This is a genomic window from Nocardia vaccinii NBRC 15922, assembly GCF_001613305.1.
Lineage (GTDB): Bacteria > Actinomycetota > Actinomycetes > Mycobacteriales > Mycobacteriaceae > Nocardia > Nocardia vaccinii.
The window spans coordinates 257695-278142 of record NZ_BDCC01000019.1 but is presented as its reverse complement, the minus strand read 5'-3'; the positions used below and the strand labels follow the sequence as shown (position 1 = coordinate 278142).

At 68.6% G+C, this 20448-nt stretch carries 20 protein-coding genes and 2 pseudogenes; 7 read left to right on the top strand and 15 right to left on the bottom strand.

Annotation, left to right across the window (positions count from 1 at the left end; genetic code table 11):
* The first annotated feature begins 224 nt into the window (after positions 1–224).
* Entirely contained in the window at positions 225–1115 is an 891-nt protein-coding gene (locus NV1_RS15375) for a class I SAM-dependent methyltransferase (protein ID WP_373864618.1), read from the top strand.
* Positions 1116–1281: 166 nt separating this feature from the next.
* On the opposite strand, the gene NV1_RS15365 is transcribed toward NV1_RS15375, so the two are convergent.
* From NV1_RS15365 to NV1_RS15330, 8 genes and pseudogenes are all read right to left on the bottom strand, one after another.
* Complete coding sequence (locus NV1_RS15365) at positions 1282–2613, bottom strand: MFS transporter (protein WP_067891385.1); 1332 nt, start codon at positions 2611–2613, stop codon at positions 1282–1284.
* A 152-nt stretch (positions 2614–2765) separates the two neighbouring features.
* Positions 2766–3734, bottom strand: coding sequence for a VOC family protein (locus NV1_RS15360; RefSeq protein ID WP_067891383.1), 969 nt, complete (start codon positions 3732–3734; stop codon positions 2766–2768).
* Between the two features lie 34 nt (positions 3735–3768).
* On the bottom strand, positions 3769–4908 hold the full coding sequence (locus tag NV1_RS15355) for a 4-oxalomesaconate tautomerase (protein ID WP_245713728.1): 1140 nt from the start codon (positions 4906–4908) through the stop codon (positions 3769–3771).
* Positions 4905–5615, bottom strand: a complete 711-nt coding sequence (locus NV1_RS15350) for a 4-carboxy-4-hydroxy-2-oxoadipate aldolase/oxaloacetate decarboxylase (RefSeq protein ID WP_067891380.1) — start codon at positions 5613–5615, stop codon at positions 4905–4907. Before NV1_RS15350 ends, NV1_RS15355 begins: the two co-directional genes overlap by 4 nt.
* A complete protein-coding gene (locus NV1_RS15345; RefSeq protein ID WP_067891377.1) occupies positions 5615–6427 on the bottom strand; it encodes an NAD(P)-dependent oxidoreductase in 813 nt (270 codons plus the stop codon). Before NV1_RS15345 ends, NV1_RS15350 begins: the two co-directional genes overlap by 1 nt.
* Before the next feature lie 88 nt (positions 6428–6515).
* A pseudogene (locus NV1_RS43525) lies at positions 6516–6617 on the bottom strand (PIG-L family deacetylase); the annotation flags it as partial.
* 163 nt (positions 6618–6780) lie between these two features.
* A complete protein-coding gene (locus NV1_RS15335) occupies positions 6781–7443 on the bottom strand; it encodes a GntR family transcriptional regulator (protein WP_084525429.1) in 663 nt (220 codons plus the stop codon).
* A gap of 85 nt (positions 7444–7528) precedes the next feature.
* Positions 7529–8089: a helix-turn-helix domain-containing protein gene (locus tag NV1_RS15330; protein ID WP_067891370.1), complete on the bottom strand. Its 561-nt coding sequence runs from the start codon at positions 8087–8089 to the stop codon at positions 7529–7531.
* A 48-nt stretch (positions 8090–8137) separates the two neighbouring features.
* Between NV1_RS15330 and NV1_RS15325 the strand changes: the two genes are divergently transcribed.
* Entirely contained in the window at positions 8138–9010 is an 873-nt protein-coding gene (locus NV1_RS15325; protein ID WP_067891367.1) for a class I SAM-dependent methyltransferase, read from the top strand.
* 163 nt (positions 9011–9173) lie between these two features.
* On the opposite strand, the gene NV1_RS15320 is transcribed toward NV1_RS15325, so the two are convergent.
* A complete protein-coding gene (locus NV1_RS15320; RefSeq protein ID WP_245713727.1) occupies positions 9174–10385 on the bottom strand; it encodes an MFS transporter in 1212 nt (403 codons plus the stop codon).
* Positions 10378–11139, bottom strand: a complete 762-nt coding sequence (locus NV1_RS15315; RefSeq protein ID WP_067891941.1) for a DeoR/GlpR family DNA-binding transcription regulator — start codon at positions 11137–11139, stop codon at positions 10378–10380. The genes NV1_RS15320 and NV1_RS15315 overlap by 8 nt, the downstream gene beginning before the upstream one ends.
* A gap of 124 nt (positions 11140–11263) precedes the next feature.
* Here NV1_RS15315 and NV1_RS15310 point away from each other — a divergent pair.
* A pseudogene (locus NV1_RS15310) lies at positions 11264–11536 on the top strand (rhodanese-like domain-containing protein); the annotation flags it as partial.
* 8 nt (positions 11537–11544) lie between these two features.
* Here the strand turns inward: NV1_RS15310 and NV1_RS15305 are convergent.
* A complete protein-coding gene (locus tag NV1_RS15305; RefSeq protein ID WP_157116946.1) occupies positions 11545–12147 on the bottom strand; it encodes a phosphoribosylanthranilate isomerase in 603 nt (200 codons plus the stop codon).
* A 403-nt stretch (positions 12148–12550) separates the two neighbouring features.
* On the opposite strand from NV1_RS15305, the gene NV1_RS15300 reads away from it, so the two are divergent.
* Together NV1_RS15300 and NV1_RS15295 are read left to right on the top strand one after the other, a co-directional pair.
* Positions 12551–13669 carry a glycosyltransferase family 4 protein gene (locus NV1_RS15300; protein WP_084525428.1) on the top strand — a complete coding sequence of 373 codons (1119 nt, stop codon included), beginning with the start codon at positions 12551–12553 and terminating at the stop codon, positions 13667–13669.
* 34 nt (positions 13670–13703) lie between these two features.
* Positions 13704–15845 (top strand): amylo-alpha-1,6-glucosidase, encoded by a 2142-nt coding sequence (locus tag NV1_RS15295; protein ID WP_067891365.1) that lies wholly within the window; start codon positions 13704–13706, stop codon positions 15843–15845.
* A 21-nt stretch (positions 15846–15866) separates the two neighbouring features.
* Here NV1_RS15295 and NV1_RS15290 read toward each other — a convergent pair whose 3' ends face one another.
* The 3 genes from NV1_RS15290 to NV1_RS15280 all read right to left on the bottom strand — a co-directional run bounded on the left by NV1_RS15290 (position 15867) and on the right by NV1_RS15280 (position 17234).
* Positions 15867–16325, bottom strand: a complete 459-nt coding sequence (locus NV1_RS15290) for an SRPBCC family protein (RefSeq protein ID WP_067891938.1) — start codon at positions 16323–16325, stop codon at positions 15867–15869.
* 38 nt (positions 16326–16363) lie between these two features.
* Positions 16364–16558 carry a hypothetical protein gene (locus NV1_RS15285; protein WP_067891362.1) on the bottom strand — a complete coding sequence of 65 codons (195 nt, stop codon included), beginning with the start codon at positions 16556–16558 and terminating at the stop codon, positions 16364–16366.
* 121 nt (positions 16559–16679) lie between these two features.
* The gene (locus tag NV1_RS15280) at positions 16680–17234 is read right to left on the bottom strand and encodes a TetR/AcrR family transcriptional regulator (RefSeq protein WP_067891359.1); all 555 of its coding nucleotides are present in this window, start codon (positions 17232–17234) and stop codon (positions 16680–16682) included.
* A gap of 80 nt (positions 17235–17314) precedes the next feature.
* On the opposite strand from NV1_RS15280, the gene NV1_RS15275 reads away from it, so the two are divergent.
* Positions 17315–17785: a DUF4334 domain-containing protein gene (locus NV1_RS15275; protein ID WP_067891356.1), complete on the top strand. Its 471-nt coding sequence runs from the start codon at positions 17315–17317 to the stop codon at positions 17783–17785.
* Entirely contained in the window at positions 17785–18876 is a 1092-nt protein-coding gene (locus NV1_RS15270) for an NAD(P)-dependent alcohol dehydrogenase (protein WP_067891353.1), read from the top strand. The genes NV1_RS15275 and NV1_RS15270 overlap by 1 nt, the downstream gene beginning before the upstream one ends.
* A gap of 70 nt (positions 18877–18946) precedes the next feature.
* Here NV1_RS15270 and NV1_RS15265 read toward each other — a convergent pair whose 3' ends face one another.
* A complete protein-coding gene (locus tag NV1_RS15265) occupies positions 18947–20416 on the bottom strand; it encodes a dihydrolipoyl dehydrogenase family protein (RefSeq protein ID WP_067891350.1) in 1470 nt (489 codons plus the stop codon).
* Positions 20417–20448: the final 32 nt, after the last annotated feature.

The window sequence follows — 20448 nt, the reverse complement described above, 5'->3', positions numbered from 1 at the left end:
GCGCGAACCGTATCGAGTCCGCGCACGCGTGGGGGGCGACGATCCGGCTCACCGCACCGGGGCAAGCGCCCGACGCGACCGGGCTCTGCGGCGTGGACGGCCGCAGTCGCCGGGCGTATCCCACCCCGAGATCATCTTTGCGCCTACGCTGGCTCGCGGAGCAAGTACCGACCGGTTGTCGCACGCCTGAGTATTTCAGTGCGCCAGTATGATTGAGGAGAGTAATAGTGCGAACCGATGGAGATACCTGGGACATCATCAGCGGTGTCGGCATCACCGCCCTGGGAGTCGCAACATTCCGGGCGACGGAAACCGCCCAGCCCGACGCTCTGATCCGCGACGACTGCGCCCGCTTGTTCATCGAGGCCGCGGGCGAGCCGCGCTCGCTGCGGGCCCTCGCCGCACCCGATGAGGCGGAATTCCTGCCCGTGGCGCGCTTGATCGGAGTGCGCACGAAATTCTTCGACGAATTCTTCCTCTCCGCCGCCGCATCGGGTGTGCGACAGGCGGTGATCCTCGCGGCCGGGCTGGACGCACGCGGTTACCGGCTCGACTGGCCGGTGGGCGCCACCGTCTTCGAGATCGATCAGCCCAAGGTGCTGGACTTCAAACATCAGGTGCTGGCGGACAACGAGGTGGTGCCACGCGCGGTGCTGCGCGCCGTCCCGGTCGATCTGCGCGACGACTGGCCCGCCGCCCTGTTCGAGGCCGGTTTCGACGCCGACCGCCCGACCGCGTGGTCCGCCGAAGGCCTGCTGCCCTACCTGCCGGGCGCGGCCCAGGATGCCCTGTTCGAGCGGATCGATACGCTCTCCTGCCCCGGCAGCCGCCTGGCCGTGGAGGGTTTCTCCGGTGGCCGCCCCGATATCGCCCGCATCTCCCGGGCCGCCACGCAGGAGATGGCCACCAGCCCGTTCGGCGACGTCGACGTCACCGAACTGTTCTACAACGACGAGCGGACCGATCCGAGCCAGTGGCTGACCGACCGCGGCTGGCGGGTCGATTCGGCCGACGTCACCGAACTCTCGGCCCGCTACGGCCGCCCGGTGCCCGAACTGCCCGGAGATATGGCCGATATGCACGACGTCGCCGCCTATCTCACCGCGATCAAGTAGTTCGCGAGCAGCGCGCGAATCCGCTCGCACGTTCGAGCGGATTCGCGCGCCTCCCGACGCGTGCGCCGGGCCGGTGTCCGCGCCCGGTCGGCTGCGCGCCGACCGCGAGCCGCCGCACCGGCCGATCCCGCGTCGAAAACGGTCCGTTCGCCGCCGGCCATCGGCGTCATCCGGCGGCAGGCACCGGCGCCCCACTCCCGGCCACCTCGTGCACCGGCCGGGCCCGCACCAGCGCCACCATCACCGCCGAAATCAGTGCCGCCGCCGCGAACACCGTGAAACCCCAGTTCGACAGCTCGTGCGCGACCAGGACGCCGCCCAGCCAAGGTCCGAACACCGCACCGAAACGGCCGATCCCCGACACCCAGCCCAGTGAGGTCGCCCGGATACTCGGCAGGTAGTAGGTGCCGACCGCGGCGTAGATCAGCGTCTGCGCACTGAACAGGAAACCACCGGTGAGGAATACGTCCACGTAGGTCAGCCACAGCGGCATGTGCACCGCGAGCAGTCCGATCCCGATCATGGTGGCCGCGAACCAGATGACCGTCACCCGCCGCGGGCCGAACCGATCGGCGAGCCGGCCGGCGACCAGCATGCCGACGATTCCACCGAGGTTGATCACCAGCAGGAAACTGATCGCCGACCCGAGGTTGTAGCCGTGGGCGCGCATCATCGTGGGCAGCCAGGTGTTCACGCCGTAGACCAGCAACAGACCGCCGAACGAGGCGACCCAGAACAGCAATGTCACCGAACGCAGTGCGGGAGTGAACAATTCGGAGACCTTGCCGCGCCGCTGCTGGGCGTCGCGCTCGGGTGCGTAGGCGGCGAGCGAGACGCCGAACCGGTCCGCGACCCGTTGCGCCCGCTCGGTGCGTCCCGAGGCCAGCAGGTAGGTCAGCGATTCGGGCAGCAGGAACAAGATCGCGGGCACCGCGATGACGACCGGCACGGCGCCGAACCAGTACACCGATCGCCAGCCCAGCGATTCGACGATATTCATCGCCACCGCCCCGGCGATCGCACCACCGGCCTGATGCGCGGTCATCAGGAAGGTCACCGCGATGTTCTTGCGCGCGGCCGGCGCGTACTCCATGACCATCGCGATCGCGGTCGGCAGCAGCACGCCCAGACCGATACCGGCGGTGAATCGCGCGGCGCCGAAGGTCAGGACGTTGGGCGCCATACCGCAGACGGCCGCGGACACCGTGAAAACCAGCACTCCGGTGAGGATGATCTTGCGACGCCCGATCCGATCGGTGATCACCCCCGCGGCCAGCGCGCCCAGCAGCATGCCGAAGGTGTTGAAGCTGCCGATATCCCCGGCCACGGCCGGACTCAGCCCGAATGCCTTGTCCTTGAACACACCCGGAAGTGTCGCGCCGTAGACGAACAGGTCGAGCCCGTCGAGCAGGACGAGGAACCAGCAGACCGCGGTGACCTGAAGCCACAATCGCCGGGAGGGGGCGGCCGGAACGCCACCGGGTTCGAGCGAGGACACCTGTGTCCCTTTCGTCCGTAGAGCTGCATCCAGTGATGCAGGTTACATCTGTCGCAATATCATTAACACTATTTCGAGCAAAATTGTTAACATTCTTCTCGACTTCTCGACCGCGGCAACATCACGGCGAGACGATCTACACGGCGGTCTACTCAGTCCTGCGAACGCGCGAGATCTTCGGCGGTCGGCGTCCCGTGGGTATGGAAGGACTCGATCGTCCGCAGGCCCCACGCCTGCCCCTTGGCGCGTTCGGCCTCGGTCCAGTCCACCCGCTTCCAGTCCGGAGCCAGAATCAGCCGCGCACCGGCATTGCACAGTTCGATGCGATTGCCGCCGGGCTCGTAGACGTACAGGAAGAACGTCTGCTGAATGGCGTGCTTGTGCGGGCCGGTCTCGATGAACACCCCTTGATCCAGGGCGACATCACAGGCGCGCAAGATGTCCGCGCGGCTGTCGGCGGCGAAGGCGATATGGTGCAGCCGCCCCGACAGGCCCAGATTGTCGCGGGTGTAGACCAGGTCGTAACTCTTGTTGGTGAACGTGGTCCAGGTACCCGCGACCGAACCGTCGTTCAGCACGATCTGCTCGGTCGTCATCGCGCCCAGCGTCTGTTCCAGGAAATCGCGATTCTCCACCGGGGTGCGGCCGAGGAAGTTGACGTGATCCAGCCTGCGCGCCGGGACGCCGCCACTGGGATAGGCGCGAGCCTGATTCTTCAGCGACGGCCGGTCCTGGTCGCCGCACTCGAACCATTCCGCCTCGTAATAGAGACCGAATTCGTGACCGTCGGGATCGGTGCACAGGTAGGTCGGCCCGAAGCCGGGTTCGCCGTCGGCCCAACCGATTCCGCGGCCCGCGGCCTCCAGTGCCGCCACCCGCCGGGCCAGCGCCTCGGGACTCGTCGCGCGCAGGTGCGTGCGGCCGATACCACCGTGCCGGTATGCGCGCAGGGTGAGGGTGTGGTGCTGATAATCGTCCCAGGCGTGCAGATACACCTCGTCCTTGCTCTCGCCGACGACGCTCAACCCGAGAAAATCGGTGCAGAATGCGACGCTCCGGTCGAGCGTGGGTGTGCGCAGTTGCACGTGCGCCAGGTGCGCGATGTCGTGACCGGGGGCCATCGTCTCGTCCTCCTCGAACAGCGGGCGCGCCTGTTCAGGCGCGTGGAAAAACTTTGCCTGCGAACAGTTTCCGGGCAGTGCGGACCACGCCGGCGCTGCGCACGCGCGGCGGCCGCACCGTGTGATCCAGATCGATGTCGACCAGCAGATGGCCGGACGGATGCTCCACATCCACCCGCCGCAGATCCGCCGGCCAGGCCGCGGTGAGGTCGTGACCGACCGCGCCGGGCGTCGTCATCGCGGTCACCGCACTGATCGCCGCGAACACCCCGATCGCGGTATGCGGGCGCACGGGGATGAACGAGCGCGTGCAGACCCGGCCGCCGTCTCGGGCGGGTGCGAGCAGAATCGTCTTGGGCACAGAGGATTTCGCGACGTCGCCCAGGCCCATCCGCCGCGCGGCCGCGCGGCGCAGCCGATCGACGCGTTCGACCAGCGCGACGTCGGCGGCCAGATCGGCGGGCGACTCGTAACCGGTGAGCCCGAAACTCGCGGCCTCGGCGACCACGACCGGCATGCCGTTGTCGACGCAGGTGATCTCGATATCCTCGACGGTTTCGCGCACGCTGCCGGTGGGGAACAGTCCGGAGGTGGCCGAACCCGCGGTGTCCTCGAACGCGAGCATCACCGGCGCGGCGGTCCCGGGCACCCCGTCGATGCGGGTGTCGCCGTCGTACACCGGACGGCCGTCGCGGACCGGGAACGTCGCCGTGGCCGTACTGCCGGAATTGACCAGATGTATTCGCACGGAACAGGTTTCGCCCGATGCCGGGACCAGCCCGGATTCGACGGCGAACTGACCGACCCCGGCCAGGATATTGCCGCAGTTCTGCCGATCCGAGACCGTGGGCTGTTCGACGCCGAGTTGCAGGAACAGGTAGTCCACGTCGACGCCGGGCCGCTCGGACGGCGATACCACCGCGACCTTGCTGGTCAGCGAGGTCGCTCCGCCGATGCCGTCGATCTGGCGCGGGTCGGGTGTGCCCATGATCCGCAGCAGCAGATCGTCGCGTTCGGCTGGACCGCAGGGCAGGTCCCCGGCCAGAAAATATGCACCCTTGGAGGTGCCGCCGCGCATCCACACGCAGGCGACACCGTCCCGAGCCGCGTTCGGCGAGACGGCCGTCCCCTCATCGGCGGCCATCTCGCCGAACGCATCCGGGCTGTTCGTCACGACGACTCCCGGTTGTCTCGGTAGTCCTCGTAGGAGACATACGTGATGCCGAAATCGTCGAGCCGATCGCGCAGGCCGTACCGGTCCAAGCCCAGTTCACCGGCCGCGAACGCCCTGCGCGCCGCCTCTTCCTTCGCGACCCGCGCGGCCGAGCGTTCCAGGGTCTCGGACACATCCCCGCGCGGTACGCGGACCACGCCGTCGTCATCCGCCACGATCACATCGCCGGGGTGGATAATCTGCCCCTCGATGACGATCGGCACGTTGATCGCGCCCGCGGTGGCCTTGACCGTGCCCTGCGCGCTCACCGCGGTGGACCAGGCCGGGAAGCCCATCGCCCGCAGGTCCGCGACATCGCGTACACCGCAGGCGAGTACCACGCCGCGCACGCCGCGCCGCTGTAGCGCGGTGGCGAACAGTTCGCCGAAAAGCCCGTCGCTGGAGGGCGAATTGGTCGCCACCACCAGCACGTCACCCTCGCGGCACTGCTCCACCGCGACGTGGATCATCAGATTGTCGCCGGGCCAGCACAGGACGGTGACCGCGGTACCGCCGATTCGCGCACCGGACCAGGCCGGACGCAGCCGCGGACCCAGGAAGCCGGTGCGGCCCTGCGCCTCGTGGACGGTGGCGGCGCCGAACTCGCCGAGTGCTGCGGCATCCTCGGCCGATGCCCGCGGGCATCCGGTCACCACGACGTTCTCCATTACTGTCCTCCCGAATCCCCGGTCGCGTCTTCTCGGTCGAAGACGATGTCCTGCAATGCATCTCGTGTAGCCGCGGCGATATGCGGCGTGACGCCCAGCTCGATCAGCTGTTCGGCCGCGGCGCCCATCTCCTCGGCGCGGCGGGCGGCGTGGGCTTGGGTACCGGTGATCAGGCGGTCCAGGGTGTCCTCGTCGAAGGACCGGAATTCCGCGGCGATGTGGTCGCGGAACCAGTCCGCGCATCCCGCCGCCTGCGCACCGGCCAGCCCTTCCACCACCGCGGCGGCCAGGCCCTTGTACACCACGCTGCGCAACAGCTTGCGCGAACTGGCCACACCGACCGGGCCGGGAACGAGCTCGACCGCCACGTCGATCTCGTTCATCATGTCCACGAAACGCGCTGCGGCCGAACCCGATACCTGCATCGGCACGCGAATCCCGCGACCGGGCACCGGGGCCATGATCGCCACGTCGACCAGATCCACCCGCGCCTCGGCGGCCAGCCCGGCCAACCGGACCTTCGCCGCCGGAGTTCCGGTGTTCGCCTCGGCCCACACCGCGCCGGGCGCCAGACTCGAAAAAGACTGCCGCAGCGCGGATTCGGCCTCGTGCGCGGTGGTCAAGGAGAACACCAGATCGACCCCGCGCACGGCGTCGGCGTCGCCCGAACACTCTCGAACACCCTGCGGCGCGGATACTTTCGGGTCGAATCCGCGCACATCCGCGCCCAGGGCGGCCAGATCTCGGGCGAATTCCGTGCCGGCCTCGCCGAATCCCAGTACCGCCACCCGCAACGGCGCGGACTCACTCATCGCCCCACATCGCTTCCCGCCGACCTCTGCGAATATGCACACCGCCGAAGCGCCGACCCCGTGCGCGGCTCCTGCGCGGGGTCGTGCCGCCACGCGCGGCTGCCAGAGCGATGGCGCCACCGGCCCGCCACACGAAATCTCCCGCGTGCGCGCTGACCACCAGTAGCGATTCGGACGCGTTCTCGGGCATCGCCTCTCACCTCGCTTGCTCCGCGGTCGCCCGAACCACCGGATCGAGCGCGAACATGCCGCACGACACGTTCCGCATCGACCGTAAATTATTGCCGACAGAAATGTCAACAATCCTGTCGACAAACAGCGTTGCGGCAGTTCGGGACGTATGCGGGCGCGGGTCAGGCAGCCGGACCGAGCGCGCCTATCACGCTGTCGAGGTGGTCACGCATCGCTTGCTCGGCGGCGATCGGATCGCCCGCGACCACCGCGTCCACGATCGCCAGATGCTCTCCGAGCGAAACCTGTGGCCGACCGGGCCGCAGCGACAGCTGGAACTGGTGCCGCACGATCTGCGCGTTGAGCCGGGCGATCAGATCCGCCGCGGTCTCCTGTCCGGCGATTTCCCTTAGTACAGCATGCATTTCGTGATTCAGCGCGGAGTACTCCAGCAGCTCGCCGTCGTGCACCGCCGCGGACAATTGCTCGGCATACCGGCGCAGGCGATCGGCATCGGGCGGGGTGATGCGCGCGGCAGCCTTGGCCGCGATCAACCCCTCGAGCACCTTGCGACATTCGAGAATCTCCACCGCCTGCTCACGCGAGACCGAACGCACCCGCGCACCGCGATTGTGGATCCGCTCGATCAACCCCTCGGCCACCAGTTCGTCGATAGCCGCGCGCACGCTGCCGCGAGTGACCTCGAACTGCTCGACGAGTTCGGACTCGACCAGACGCTGCCCCGGGGCCACATCGCCCTGCACGATGGCCTGCCGAAGCCGTTCCACCGCAATGGCTTTGCCCTGGGTTCCACGTTCGAGTCCACTGCTCTGCGACACCGACACCGACACCGTCCTCGCGATAGGCGTGACACTCCAATTGTCAATGATTATGCCAACAATTCGCCGAACCCCACTCGGGCGTTGCCACTCAGGACGAGGGCAGGTGCGTGCGCTGCCCCTCGTTGTCCAGGATGCACAGGATTTCGGCGGGGCCGTCGAGGGCGCCGAAGGCATGCGGGACCATGCAGGAGAACTCGGCCGCCTGACCGGCCTCGACGCGAACCCGACGCTCGCCCAGATGTAGCGCCACCGAGCCGGACAGTACGGTGAACCAATCCCTGCCCGGATGCACGCGCTGCTCACCGGCCGGTTTGGTCAGCCGCATCTTGGCCACGGTGACGCCGTTCGGGCCGGAATCGCGAGTCAGCAGCCAGGTGGTGACGCCGCGGAGGGTGTCGCGTTCGGGCCGGATCACCACGTCCTCGTCGCCGACCGACTCCACCAACTGATCGAGCGTGGTGCCCAATGCCCGTGCGATGGGCGCGAGTTGGTCCAGGGCGATGCGGCGGTGACCGGTCTCGATTCGGCTGAGCGTGGACGGGCTCAGGTAACAGCGCGCGGCCAGATCGTCCAGGGACCAGCCGCGTGCCACGCGCAGGCCGCGGATTCGCTTGCGGACCACTCCGTCGAGATCACCGTCTTGCGTCATAAGCAAGATTGTATGCTTTCAAAGCAAACGATCGGTAGCGTCGGATCCATGAGCCACGATCACGCCCATCATCACGGCGGTCACGACCATGACCACGGCGGTCACGACCACGCCGACGAAGCCGCCCTCGCCGACCTGCTCGACCTCGACGCGGCGGCGCTACCCGAATACCTCCCCGAGGTAACGGCGCTGATCCGCGGCCACGCCGACGACCGGCCCGTCCGCCGCATCCTGGACATGGGCGCGGGCACCGGCAACGGCACGCTCGCCCTGACACAGCGTTTTCCGGGCGCCCAGGTGATCGCCGTCGACATCTCCGAGCACATGCTGACCCGCCTGCGCGACAAGGCGACCGCCCGCGGCGTCGCCGAACGCATCCGCACCCTGCGGGCCGATCTCGACGCCGCGTGGCCCGAGCTCGAACCCGTCGACGTGGCCTGGGCGGCGAATTCCCTGCATCACACCGCCGATCCGGATCGCGTGCTGGCCGACCTGTTCGCCACGATCCGTCCCGGTGGCCTGCTGGCCCTCGCGGAACTGCACTCGATGCCCCGTTTCCTCTCCGCCACGGGCGAACTCGCCGAACTCGAGGACCGCGTCCACCAGGCCCTGGCCGCCGAGACCGCCGACCACGTCCCGCATCTCGGTTCGGACTGGGCGAATCTGCTCACCAACGCCGGGTTCGAGATCGAAACCGAACGTCGAATCCTCATCTCACACACTCCCCCACTCGGCGAGGACGCCGCCCGCCTGGCCCACAGCACCCTCCAGCGCATGCGCACCGGCCTCGCCGACCGCCTGACCTCGCAGGATGCGACCGCCCTGGACACCCTGCTGGCCGACGGCCCCGATGCGCTCACCCGTCGCACCGACCTCACCGTCCGCGACGAACGTCCCGTCTGGATCGCCCGCCGCCCTTGAGCGCATCTCTCCACCAGGTCCCGGTTGCCCGAACCGACGCCGTCGCGGCGAATACCTGTCGAGTCGGCAGGCGAACCGCTTCGCGGCGAACGAAGTTCACGGCGGCGCGCGACCCCGCGACCACGTCGTGCGGCTCGCGGGCGGCGGTTCGTGGCGGCGGACCTCATGGCGAGGGCGCGGGTTCGGCGAAGGCTCTGCCGAACCGGGCGACGAGGGCCAGGACGACGGCAAGGGACGGCAGAACCCACAGGGCCGCACCGAGTCCCACGATATCGGCGAGGTGGCCGATCAGCGGTGGACCCGAGACGAATCCGCACCAGCCCAGGGCCGCGACGGCGGCGATCGACGGCCCCGGGTTGGCGTCGGCGGCCACCCGGCCCGCGGCGCTGAACGCGCTGGGCACCACCAGTCCCAATCCCAGTCCCATACAGGCGAATCCGAGCAGGGCCACGACCGGCTGACGCAGGATCAGCGCCGCGCCCATACCGCAGGCGAAGATCGCGGCCAACACCGGAAGCAGTGCGGTGGGGCGGAATCGGCGTTGTAAACCCGTGCCGCTCAACCGCATCGCCACCATCGCCAGAGCGAAGGAGGCATACCCCAGGCCCGCCGTGGCGGCACCGGCGCCGAGTTCGTTCCGCAGATAGGCCGCGGACCAGTCGGCCGCCGCACCCTCGCACAGCATCGAGGCGAACGCGACCGCACCGAGCAGCACGATCACCGCCGACCATCGTCTGCGGTGCGGGGCGGTATCGGATCGCGTTCCCGAGGTCGCGTGATCGCGAATGAGATACCGCGACAGCACTTCCACCGCCACGACCGCCAGGACGCCCAATACCGCCAGCTGAGCGGTCAGGCCGATGCCCAGGCCCACCGCAGCCGAACCGATCAGCCCGCCCGCGAACCCGCCGACACTCCACATGCCGTGCAACCGGGACATGATCGGACGGCCCGCCGCCTTCTCGACGGTCACCGCCTGGGTGTTCATCGCGACGTCGACCATGCCCTGCATCAGCCCCCAGAAGTACAGCGCGACGAACAGCAGAATCGGCGAATCAGCCAGTCCCACACCGATTCCGGCGACCGCGTACCCCGCGATGGAGATTCGGATCACGCGCGGGCTACCCAGTCGCGGCAGCAGCCATCCGCACAGCGCCATCGCGGTGACCGATCCGATCGGCAGGCCCAGCAGCGCCGTCCCCAGAGTGCCGTCACTCAGGCCCAGCGCCGCTTCGACTCCCGGAATATGCGCGGTCCACGAGGCGAACAGGACCGCCTGCACGAAGAAGGTGACGCCGACCGAAAACCTCGCCAGCCCAGCCTGTTTCGATTCGCCGGAACGATCCTGTGAGGTCCGGCAGGGCGTTTCAGACACAGTGCACCTCGATACCGTCCGCACGCAATGCCGCGACCACATCCTCGGGCGCGTCGATGTCGGTGATCACCATGTCCACCGCCGCTGTCGGACATACCACCGCCATCGCGGTCCGGGCGAACTTACTCGAATCGACCATTGCGATGGTGCGCGCCGAGGCGCCCATCGCGGCCCGCTTGACCGCCGCATCCTGCAGGTCGTACGCCGTGACCCCGCGGCGCGGATCGAATCCGCAGCAGGTCAGCAACATGGTGTCCAGCCGCAACTGCGCGAGATTCTGCTCGGCCATCGGGCCGACCAGGGAGGATTCGCCCGATCGCACCGTCCCGCCGGGCAGCAGCAGCGAGACCTCGGGCGCGGCGGCCAGCACACCGAGCCCGGCCAGGGCGAGCGGCACGACCGTCAGCCGCCGCTCGGCCAGATAGCGCGCGGCCACCGAACCCGTTGTGCCACCGTCGAGTACGACCGATTCACCGTCGCAGACGCGGGCCACGGCCGCCGCCGCGATACGCGCCTTGGCCTCGGCGCGCTCGAGCTCACGCATCGGGAACGGCAGCCCCTCCCCGCGCAGCATGGCACTGACCGCGCCGCCGCGTACCCGCCGCAACACTCCGGCCTGCTCGAGTTCGGCCAGATCACGCCGGATCGTCACCTCGGATGCGCCCAGCGCCCGGGACAGGTCGGCCACACTCACCGATTCCGCCGACCGCAGAGCCCGCACGATCTGCGCCTGCCTGGTCTCGCCGTATGCCATCGCTCGAACGTACATCATTTCTGATCATTCGAAAGCAAATTTTGATCGAAACTACCGGAAACGCCGATCCGCGACTTCTTACTCACGGTGATCGGGGGCCGGTGGCAATCGCGATGCGAGGGCGGAGAATTCGAGGGCTCGTTCACCGGGTGCCGTCGTGATGGAACGCATCGTGCTGGAATGGCGGCTGGATCCGAGCGGCGATCATCGACTGCCGGATCCGACCGCCGACACCCCGGTCGTGATCGTCTGCAACGAGGGCTACGCCACGAGTCTGGCCGCCGCCGCGGCCCAGGACCTCGGACTGCATCGGGCCACTGATCTGGCCGGCGGTTTCCGGGCCTGGAAATCGTCCGGATTGCCGGTAATAGCTGGAAAATCGCCAGCAGTTCCGTAAGGCTCGATCTAGGCGCGGGCGGCGGCGAGGAAGGCCCGGATCAGCTCGGGTGATTTGACGCCCCGCTCGCTCTCCACGCCGCTGGAGACGTCCACTCCCCACGCCCCGGTCGCCTCGACCGCAGCGCGCACCGTGTCCGGGCGCAGGCCACCGGCCAGCAGCCAGCGCCCGGCAGGCGCGGCGAAGTCGGGCGCACCCCAGTTCCACGCCTTGCCCGAGCCGGGGTCCGGGGCGTCCAGCAGCAGCAGGTCCTCGCCGAACTCACCGGTGCGCGGCGGCTGCCGCCCGGCCGCGACCGCACGAATCAGGGTGCGGCCGGGCAGGCGCAACGTCGCGTAGTAGTCCGGCCCCTCGTCGCCGTGCAACTGAACCGCGCGGATACCGCTGTATTCGGTCAGTTCGCGAACCTGCTCGACCGATTGGCCGCGGAAGACGCCGACGGTCAGCACATCGGCGGGCACACGAGCGGCGAGCCGGCGCGCGGTCGGCCCGTCGACGGTGCGCGGACCGGCCGCGAAGACGAATCCGATCGCGTCGGCGCCGGCCGCCACGGCGACATCCACGTCCCGCTCGGTCCGCAGCCCACAGATCTTGACGAAGAGATCGGCCATATCCGAAGTCAACCAAAACATCACCGGCACGCCCACACCGGCCTCGAGCGCCGCAGGGTCCGCCCGGCCGCGCACCGAAAGGTTGCCAGGAGTTGTCCAATTGCCCGGCAATCGTAGTAGCGTGGTATCGGTATCAAGGGCAGGAGGCACCTGCGACGTGTGCGCCGCCCGCGTTGCCGCAGCTGAAAAGTTTCGCTCCGATTCACCCCGGTGCTCGGCGGTGCCAGCACCGAGTTCTCGTATGTCCAGCGCCTGTTCGGTTCGACAAATCCACACCGATGTTCTGCTTCGTCACTGACTCACAGCACCGTAGCTGAGGAGGAATATCGTGAGCAGCACCGTTTCCCCTGCCGATTCGACGGTTCGCGAACTGCCCGTTCCCGGTGGTCCACTGCACATCGTCATGGTCGCGCCGCCGTATTTCGACGTGCCGCCGGCCGGTTACGGCGGCGTGGAGGCCGTGGTCGCCGAACTGGCCGACGCCCTGATCGAGCGCGGACATCGGGTGACCCTGCTCGGCGCCGGAAAGAACGGTACGAGAGCACGTTTCGTCCCGGTGTGGGATGCCACGATTCCCCAACTACTGGGCCAGGCGGGCCCGGAAGTCCACAATGCGCTCAAGGTCCGGCAGGCGATCGAGCGGATCGCGGCGGTCGATCACATCGATATCGTGCACGACCACACCTTCGCCGGGCCGCTCAACGCCCCCTTCTACACCGAACTGGGCATTCCGACGATCGTCACCGTGCACGGCCCGGTCGACGGCGATCCGGGCGAGTACTACCGCGCCCTGAACGACACCGCCCATCTGGTCGCCATCAGCGACCGGCAACGCAGTCTGGCCCCGGATCTGAACTGGGTCGGACGCGTATACAACGCGGTCCGCCCGAGCGAATGGCCGTTCCGGCAGGAGAAGAAGGACTACGCGCTGTTCCTGGGCCGCTACGCGGAGTACAAGGGCCCGCACCGGGCGCTGCGGGCCACGCACGCCGCGGGCCTGCGGCTGGTGCTCGCCGCGAAATGCAATGAGCCGGAAGAGAAAGCGTTCTTCGAATCGCACGTGCGACCGCTACTCACCGCCGACGACAGCGTCTTCGGTGAGGCGGACGCCGTCGCCAAACGACTGCTGCTGGCCTCGGCGCGCTGCCTGCTGTTCCCGATCGGCTGGGAGGAACCCTTCGGCATGGTGATGATCGAGGCGATGGCTTGTGGCACACCGGTTGTCGCGCTGCGGGGCGGCGCGGTCGAGGAGGTGGTCGAGGACGGCGTCACCGGCATCATCTGCGATGACGAGGCCGAACTGCCCGCAGCACTGGAGGCGGTGCGCGAGATCGATTCCGAGAAATGCCGCCGCCGCGTCGAGGAGCATTTCTGCGTCGACCGGCTCAGCGCGGGATACGAGTCGGCATATCTCGAAGCCCTTGCCCCACAACACGCCACGGCGCTACTCGGCGGCGGTTCGGTGAGCACCATGGTCGTGCGACCCCCGGCCGTCGCGCAGACCCGGGTGAGCAACGCATGAGCGCGGCGCTCGCATTCATCACGGAGGTGGCATCGTGAACGCGCCGCAGGTGTTCAACGTCGGACCGCCCGTCGGCCTGGGCGGCGGCCAGTCGACGATCACGCTGGTCGAAGCGAATACGTTCTGTCTGTCCGACAATCTCGGCGATATCCATCCCGGCACCGCGCAGGGCCTGTTCTACCGGGACACCCGCACGATCTCGCGCTGGGAGCTGCGGGTCGAGGGAACCCACGCCGAACAACTGACGGTGCTGACCCCCGAATCGTTCAAGGCGCGCTTCGTGATGCGCGTTCCACCGCGGGCGGGCGCGGCCGACAGCACACTGCTGATCGTGCGCAGCCGCCTGATCGGCGACGGGCTGAAAGAGACTGTGACAGTGCATAATCTCGGTCACGAGGACACCGCCCTGCGGCTGACTCTGCACGCCGAGGCGGATTTCGCGGACCTGTTCCTGGTCAAGGAGGGCCGCAGTCATCACGGCAGCGCCGAGGTCACCGTCGCCGGATCGGAACTGCACTTCACCGACCACACCGATCCCGGTCGTGGCCTGATCGTCAGTGCCACAGGCGATCCCGTGGTGCTGCCGGGCGCGCTGAGCTGGCGGGTGGTGGTGCCCGCGCGCAATCAGTGGCGGGCCCAGGTGTTCGCCCAGCCGGTCGCCGGGCACCGCCGGGTGCAGATCTCCTGCGGTGAGGACGACAGCCCGACCACCCGGATGACCGCATGGCGGGCCACCTCAACGGATCTCACCTCCACCGACCCGCGCCTGACCTACATCCTGCGGCGCACCGAGAACGATCTGGGCGCGCTGCGGATCGACGAGGGCGGCGGACTGCCCACCTATGTCGCGGCGGGTGCGCCCTGGTTCATGACGTTGTTCGGGCGGGACAGCCTGCTCACCTCGTGGATGGCGCTGCCGCTGGATTCCGAACTGGCCGTGGGCACGCTGCGTCAGCTGGCGACATTGCAGGGCACGACGGTCGATCCGATCACCGAGGAGGAACCCGGGCGCATCATGCACGAGATGCGGCGCGGGCCCGCCGGTGAGCGCGTGCTGGGCGGTAGCGTCTACTACGGATCGGTCGATGCCACACCGCTTTTCGTGATGCTGCTGGCCGAGTGCCGCCGTTGGGGCGCGGACGAGTCCGTGGTCGCCGAGCTGGCCCCGGCCGCCCACGCGGCGCTGGATTGGCTGGAACATTTCGGCGACTGCGATGACGACGGTCTGGTCGAGTATCGCCGCAAAACCGATCGCGGACTGGTCAATCAGGGATGGAAGGACAGCTTCGACTCGATCAGCGATGTCACCGGCCGGCTGGCCGAGCCGCCGATCGCCCTGTGCGAGGTACAGGGTTACACCTACGCCGCGCGGTTGGCCGGTGCGGAGCTGGCGCGGGCGCGGGGCGACGAGCACGCCGCGCTGCGCCTGGAGCATCAGGCCGCGGAGCTGAAAGAGCATTTCGACCGAGCGTTCTGGGTCCCTGAAAAGGGTTGGTACGCATTGGCGCTCGATCATCGCAAACGCCGGATCGACGCGTTGTCCAGCAATGTCGCGCATTGTCTGTGGACCGGCATCGTCTCCGACGAGCGCGCCGAGCAGCTCATCGCGCGGCTGGCCGGCCCGGATATGGACAGCGGATTCGGATTGCGCACCCTGTCCACCGCGATGGGCGCGTACAACCCGATGAGCTACCACAACGGTTCGATCTGGCCGCACGACACCGCCCTGGCGGTGGCCGGACTGATGCGGTACCGGCACATTCCCGGCGCGTGCGAACTGGCCGAACGCCTGGCGAGGGGACTGCTCGACGCGGCGCTGTACTTCCACGGGCGGCTGCCGGAGCTGTTCTGCGGATTCGGCCGCGAGCAGTTCCGCGCACCGGTGCCGTATCCGACGTCGTGTTCACCGCAGGCCTGGGCCAGCGCCGCCCCGCTGCTGCTGGTGCGGTCGTTCCTGGGCCTGTCCCCGGACGTGCCGAACCGGACGCTCGAGCTCGCACCTCGGCTACCCGAGCGCTGGGGACAGCTGATGCTGACCGACCTGCGACTCGGCCCGATCACGGTCGGCATCGAGGCCGAGGGCGACACCATGCGAGTGGAGGGGCTGCCCGGGGACTGGACGTTGAACGGGGAACGCTCCGTTCTGGCCGAGGAACTCGTTCCGGTCGACGTGTGACGGCCCGAACGGCGTTGCGTCTCAGTCCTTCTCGCTGATCTCCGCGAGCCGGTCCACCGAACCGAGGAGTTTGTCCGCGGTGGTGGCGCGAGCACGGACCTGGCGCTTCTCGTCGGTCAGCAGCGTCCAGTCGTAGGTGTGGGTGACCAGAGTGCGGCCCGGACCCGCCGGTTCGAGCTCCCACCGCCACAGATGTCCCGGCGGCTCACGGTCGGGTTCGGCGGGCCGCCAGGCGATGCGGCGGCCCTCCTCGAACTCCACCACATGGTTCTGCCGGATCTGGCCGATGGTGAGCTCCATGGTGAACACCTCCCCGGCCGCGCGCACACGCTGTCCCTCGGATGCGGATGCGAGATTGTCGTTCCCGTCCCAGCGCGGCTGCTGTGCGGGATCCGCGATCAGTTCGAAGATCCGCGCGGCGTCGGCCGCGATTTCGCGTCGGGCGGTGACGATTCGGGGGTTGTCGACGTGGTCGGTCATGATCCGATCGAACCACGACATCCGGGAGCGAGAAAGGTTCAGGCCGCCCGGTTCTGCGTCGGTCCGGGCAGGCGCCTGTGCACCGGGCCGGGCACCCGGCACAACTCCGCACGCAGGGCGCGGTGTTCCGGGCACAGATACCGGGATCCGTGGCGGATGAACGCCGGATCCAGACGCTGAGCGAAGGTCAGATTTTCGCGGCGCCAGCAGTCGCCGCAGACGAGTTCGTTCATGACGGACCTCCTCGTTCCCCCTGCACTCGGGGGTTGCACAGGAGTTCCCGGTCCGGATGCCGTTCAGCCCTCTCTACGCCGATATCGGCCGAACCGTTATGGACCTCACTCGCGTCCCCCCTCACGGGGCGATGAGCCGCCGCGCGGCGAGCATCGTTGCCGCCCGGAGTTCACCGACATCGGCGCGATGGTCGTGCATCGCGTGCACCGCCGAGGTGCGGGCCAGATCGGTGAGCAGAGTGAGCAGCGTCAGCGGGTGGAAGGTGTCGGTGATCAGTCCCGCCGCCTGACCTCGCCGGATCTCGGCGAGCTTGGGCGTCACCGCGTCTCGGATGGCCGCCTCGGCCGCGGGGATCTCGGTGCGTTCGATATCCGCCCACGCCTGTAACCGGGCGTCGTCCGGATACCGCAGGTAGTGGTCGAACAGGCGGCCGATGTACCCGGGGATGTCCCCGGCGTCCAGCGCGGTCTCGGCGGTCGTCTCGGTCACCCACTGCGCGGTCACCGCCGCGTACAACTCCTCTTTGCCCGCGAAGTACGCGTACAGCCGGTCCTTGCTGGCGTGGGCGGCCGCGGCGATCCGGTTGATCCGCGCCCCCGCGACCCCGTACCGAGCGAATTCCGCCTTGGCGGCGGCGAGAATCCGCTCCTTCGTGGCATGTCCGGCTGAACGCATCCTGGAATCCTATCTTGCCGAACCATTTGGTTCGGGTGTAGATTTCCCGAACCAAATGGTTCGGCAAGAGCGGAGATGAGATGACCGACACGATCCGACCCTGGCGCGAGCTCGCGGCGCTGCCCGGCGGAGTTCCCACCACGGAGCTGGACCAGCTGTGGGCCGGACTCGAGACCGTGCGCGCCGAGGACATCCTGGGCGAATGGCAGGGAGCAGCCTTCCGCACCGGACATCCGCTGTGCCGCGCGCTGGACCACAGCCGCTGGTACGGCAAGACGTTCGTCTCCCTGTTCGAGGCCAAACCACTGATCTGCCGGGCCGAGGACGGCTCGTTGTTCTCCAATGTCGAACTCGGCGGCGGCGGTGAGGCGTCGCTGTGGAACGTCGAGTTCCGCGGCGAGGTCACCGCGACGATGGTCTACGACAAGCGTCCGGTCTTCGACCACTTCAAGCGACTCGGCGACAACGCGCTCATGGGCATCATGAACGGCCGCCCCGATCTGGTGCTGGCCGACGGCGAATACTTCTACTTCCTGCTCGAGCGCGCCTGATGCCGACCACATCGGCCGCGATCTCCCGCGACCCCCGCAGCGAGTTCACCATCGAGCCGGTCGAGATCGACGACCCGCGCGGGGATGAGATCCTGGTGCGCATCGTGGCCGCCGGGATCTGTCACACCGATCTGGTGTCCCGCGCGGCCGGTGCGGCCGACCGGCCGGTGCTGCTCGGGCACGAGGGCGCGGGCGTCGTGGAAGCGGTCGGCGCGGACGTGCGGGATGTGCGGCCGGGTGACCAAGTCGTGCTGAGCTTTCGGCATTGCGGTGCGTGCCGGAACTGCCGCCTCGGCCGTCCGGCGTACTGCGCCCGCGCGACCGAGCTGAACCAATTCGGAGCGCGGCCGGACCGCACGCCGCGGGTGCGCATCGGCGAGACCGCCGTGCGCGACGGCTTCTTCGGGCAGTCCAGCTTCGCCGGATACGCCCTGACCACCGCGGACAACACCGTGGTCGTCCCGGCCGGAACCGATCCGGTGCTCGCCGCTCCCCTGGGCTGCGGATTCCAGACCGGCGCGGGTGCGGTGCTCAATGCCCTGCGGCCCGAACCGGGAGCCGCAGTCGTCGTCTACGGGGCCGGAGCCGTCGGCATGGCCGCGCTGCTGGCCGCGAAGACGCTCCCGGACATCGATGTGATCGTGGTCGAGCTCTCTCCCGAACGTCGTTCCCTGGCACTGGAATTCGGCGCGGCTCAGGCGCTCGATCCGGCCGACGGCGATACCACCGCGGCGATATCGGGCCTGACCGGGGGCGGCGCCACACACGCGCTGGATACGACCGGGCGTCCCGAGGTGCTCGCGAATGCAGTGGCGGCCTTGGGAATCGGCGGCGTGGCTGTGGTCGTCGGTCTCGGCGCCGGAGTCCCGCCGATCGATCTGCGCGATATCGTGCTGTCCGGTAAGATGATTCGCGGTTGTCTCGAAGGTGACGCGGTGCCCCGGCAGTTCATTCTCGAGCTGCTGGCCCTGCACGCCGCCGGACGGCTGCCGCTGGAACGCCTGGTGCGCGGGTATCCGTACACCGAGATCAATGCGGCCCTGGCCGATCAGCGCGCGGGGCGCGTCGTCAAACCTGTGCTGACCTGGTAGCAGCCCGGATATCGGCAGCTGTCCTCCGGATCACGCACGATCCGGAGGGCAGCCGGGCCGACATCGAAAACTATTGCCCGCCAGTCGAACCGGCCTGCCGGTCGCGGTAGGCCTCCAACAGCCGCAGCCAGACCTCGCTGATGGTCGGGAACGACGGGACCGCGTGCCACAGTCGATCGATGGTGACCTCCCCGGCGATCGCGATCGTCGCCGAATGCAGGAGTTCGGCGACTCCGGCGCCGGCGAAGGTGGCGCCGAGGAGTGTGCGACGCTCCGGATCGATCAGAACACGCGCTCTGCCAACGTATTTCGGATCGTGCTGGACCGCACCGGCCACATGACCGATCTCGTAGTCGACCACATCCACCGCGCGGCCCTCACGCTCGGCGTCCTGGCTGGTGAGCCCGACCGCGGTGATCTCCGGATCGGTGAAGACCACCTGCGGTACGGCCAGATGATCGGCGGTGCCGACGCTCCTGCCCCAAGTGCCGGTGTCCAGCCCCGCCCCGCGCGCCCGATCCGCGATCACGCCGCCGGCGATCCGCGCCTGGTATTTGCCCTGATGAGTAAGCAGCGCACGGTGATTCACGTCGCCGACGGCGTACAGCCAGTCGCCTTCGACCGCGTCGACGGTGAACGTGTCGTCGGTGGTGAGCCACGTCCCCGGCTTCAGACCGATGGCGTCGAGCCCGATATCGTCGGTGCGGGGTGCGCGGCCGGTCGCGAAAAGCAGTTCGTCCGCGACGATCCGGCTGCCGTCGGTGAGGGTCACGCGGATCTCGCCGTCCGGGCCGTCCGGACGTTCGGCCGCGGCGATACCCGAGCCGAACCGCAGGTCCGCCCCCGCGGTCCGCAGCCGATCGGCGACCAGGTCCGAGGCGAAGGATTCCATGCGGCCCAGCAGTCCGGAGCCGCGTGCGACCAGCGTGACCTGCGCGCCCAGCGCCTGCCAGGCGGTGGCCATCTCGACGGCGACCACGCCCGCGCCGAGGATCACCAGACGCCCCGGCACCTGCTCGGCGCTGGTGGCCTCGCGACTCGTCCAATAACGCAGCGTGTCCAGATTCGGCAGCGACGGCAGAGCCGCCCGGCTGCCGGTGCATACCGCCACGGCCTGCCGGGCGGTCAGCCGGACGGTTTCACCCTCGGTGGTCTCGACCGTCACCTGCCGTGGCCCGGCGAGCCTGCCGTGCCCGCGCAACAGCGTGATACCGGCCGAAGCGACCCAGTCCACCTGACCTTTGTCGTCCCAATCGGCGACCATATAGTCGCGATGCCGCAGCACCGCCGCCGCATCGATCGGCCCGGTGACCGCGGAACCCACTCCCGGGAACCGCGACGCCTCCCCGTACAGCAGCACCGGCCGCAGCAATGCCTTGCTGGGTTCGCAAGCCCAGTACGAACATTCGCCGCCGACCAATTCGGATTCGACGATGGCGGTACTCAGTCCGGCGGCGATGGTCCGGTCGGCGACGTTCTCGCCGACCGGACCCGCACCCAGCACGATGACGTCGTAGGTCCGGGTGTTCTCGTCTGCCATGAATATACTTCCGATCGTGTCGTCGGCGGCGA

What these genes read in the sequence shown, in the direction of transcription:
- NV1_RS15360 (WP_067891383.1), bottom strand. Translation starts at nt 3,734, where the DNA reads ATGGCCCCCGGTCACGACATCGCGCACCTGGCGCACGTGCAACTGCGC.
- NV1_RS15350 (WP_067891380.1), bottom strand. Translation starts at nt 5,615, where the DNA reads ATGGAGAACGTCGTGGTGACCGGATGCCCGCGGGCATCGGCCGAGGAT.
- NV1_RS15345 (WP_067891377.1), bottom strand. Translation starts at nt 6,427, where the DNA reads ATGAGTGAGTCCGCGCCGTTGCGGGTGGCGGTACTGGGATTCGGCGAG.
- NV1_RS15330 (WP_067891370.1), bottom strand. Translation starts at nt 8,089, where the DNA reads ATGACGCAAGACGGTGATCTCGACGGAGTGGTCCGCAAGCGAATCCGC.
- NV1_RS15325 (WP_067891367.1), top strand. Translation starts at nt 8,138, where the DNA reads ATGAGCCACGATCACGCCCATCATCACGGCGGTCACGACCATGACCAC.
- NV1_RS15315 (WP_067891941.1), bottom strand. Translation starts at nt 11,139, where the DNA reads ATGGCATACGGCGAGACCAGGCAGGCGCAGATCGTGCGGGCTCTGCGG.
- NV1_RS15305 (WP_157116946.1), bottom strand. Translation starts at nt 12,147, where the DNA reads ATGGCCGATCTCTTCGTCAAGATCTGTGGGCTGCGGACCGAGCGGGAC.
- NV1_RS15300 (WP_084525428.1), top strand. Translation starts at nt 12,551, where the DNA reads ATGGTCGCGCCGCCGTATTTCGACGTGCCGCCGGCCGGTTACGGCGGC.
- NV1_RS15290 (WP_067891938.1), bottom strand. Translation starts at nt 16,325, where the DNA reads ATGACCGACCACGTCGACAACCCCCGAATCGTCACCGCCCGACGCGAA.
- NV1_RS15285 (WP_067891362.1), bottom strand. Translation starts at nt 16,558, where the DNA reads ATGAACGAACTCGTCTGCGGCGACTGCTGGCGCCGCGAAAATCTGACC.
- NV1_RS15280 (WP_067891359.1), bottom strand. Translation starts at nt 17,234, where the DNA reads ATGCGTTCAGCCGGACATGCCACGAAGGAGCGGATTCTCGCCGCCGCC.
- NV1_RS15275 (WP_067891356.1), top strand. Translation starts at nt 17,315, where the DNA reads ATGACCGACACGATCCGACCCTGGCGCGAGCTCGCGGCGCTGCCCGGC.
- NV1_RS15270 (WP_067891353.1), top strand. Translation starts at nt 17,785, where the DNA reads ATGCCGACCACATCGGCCGCGATCTCCCGCGACCCCCGCAGCGAGTTC.
- NV1_RS15265 (WP_067891350.1), bottom strand. Translation starts at nt 20,416, where the DNA reads ATGGCAGACGAGAACACCCGGACCTACGACGTCATCGTGCTGGGTGCG.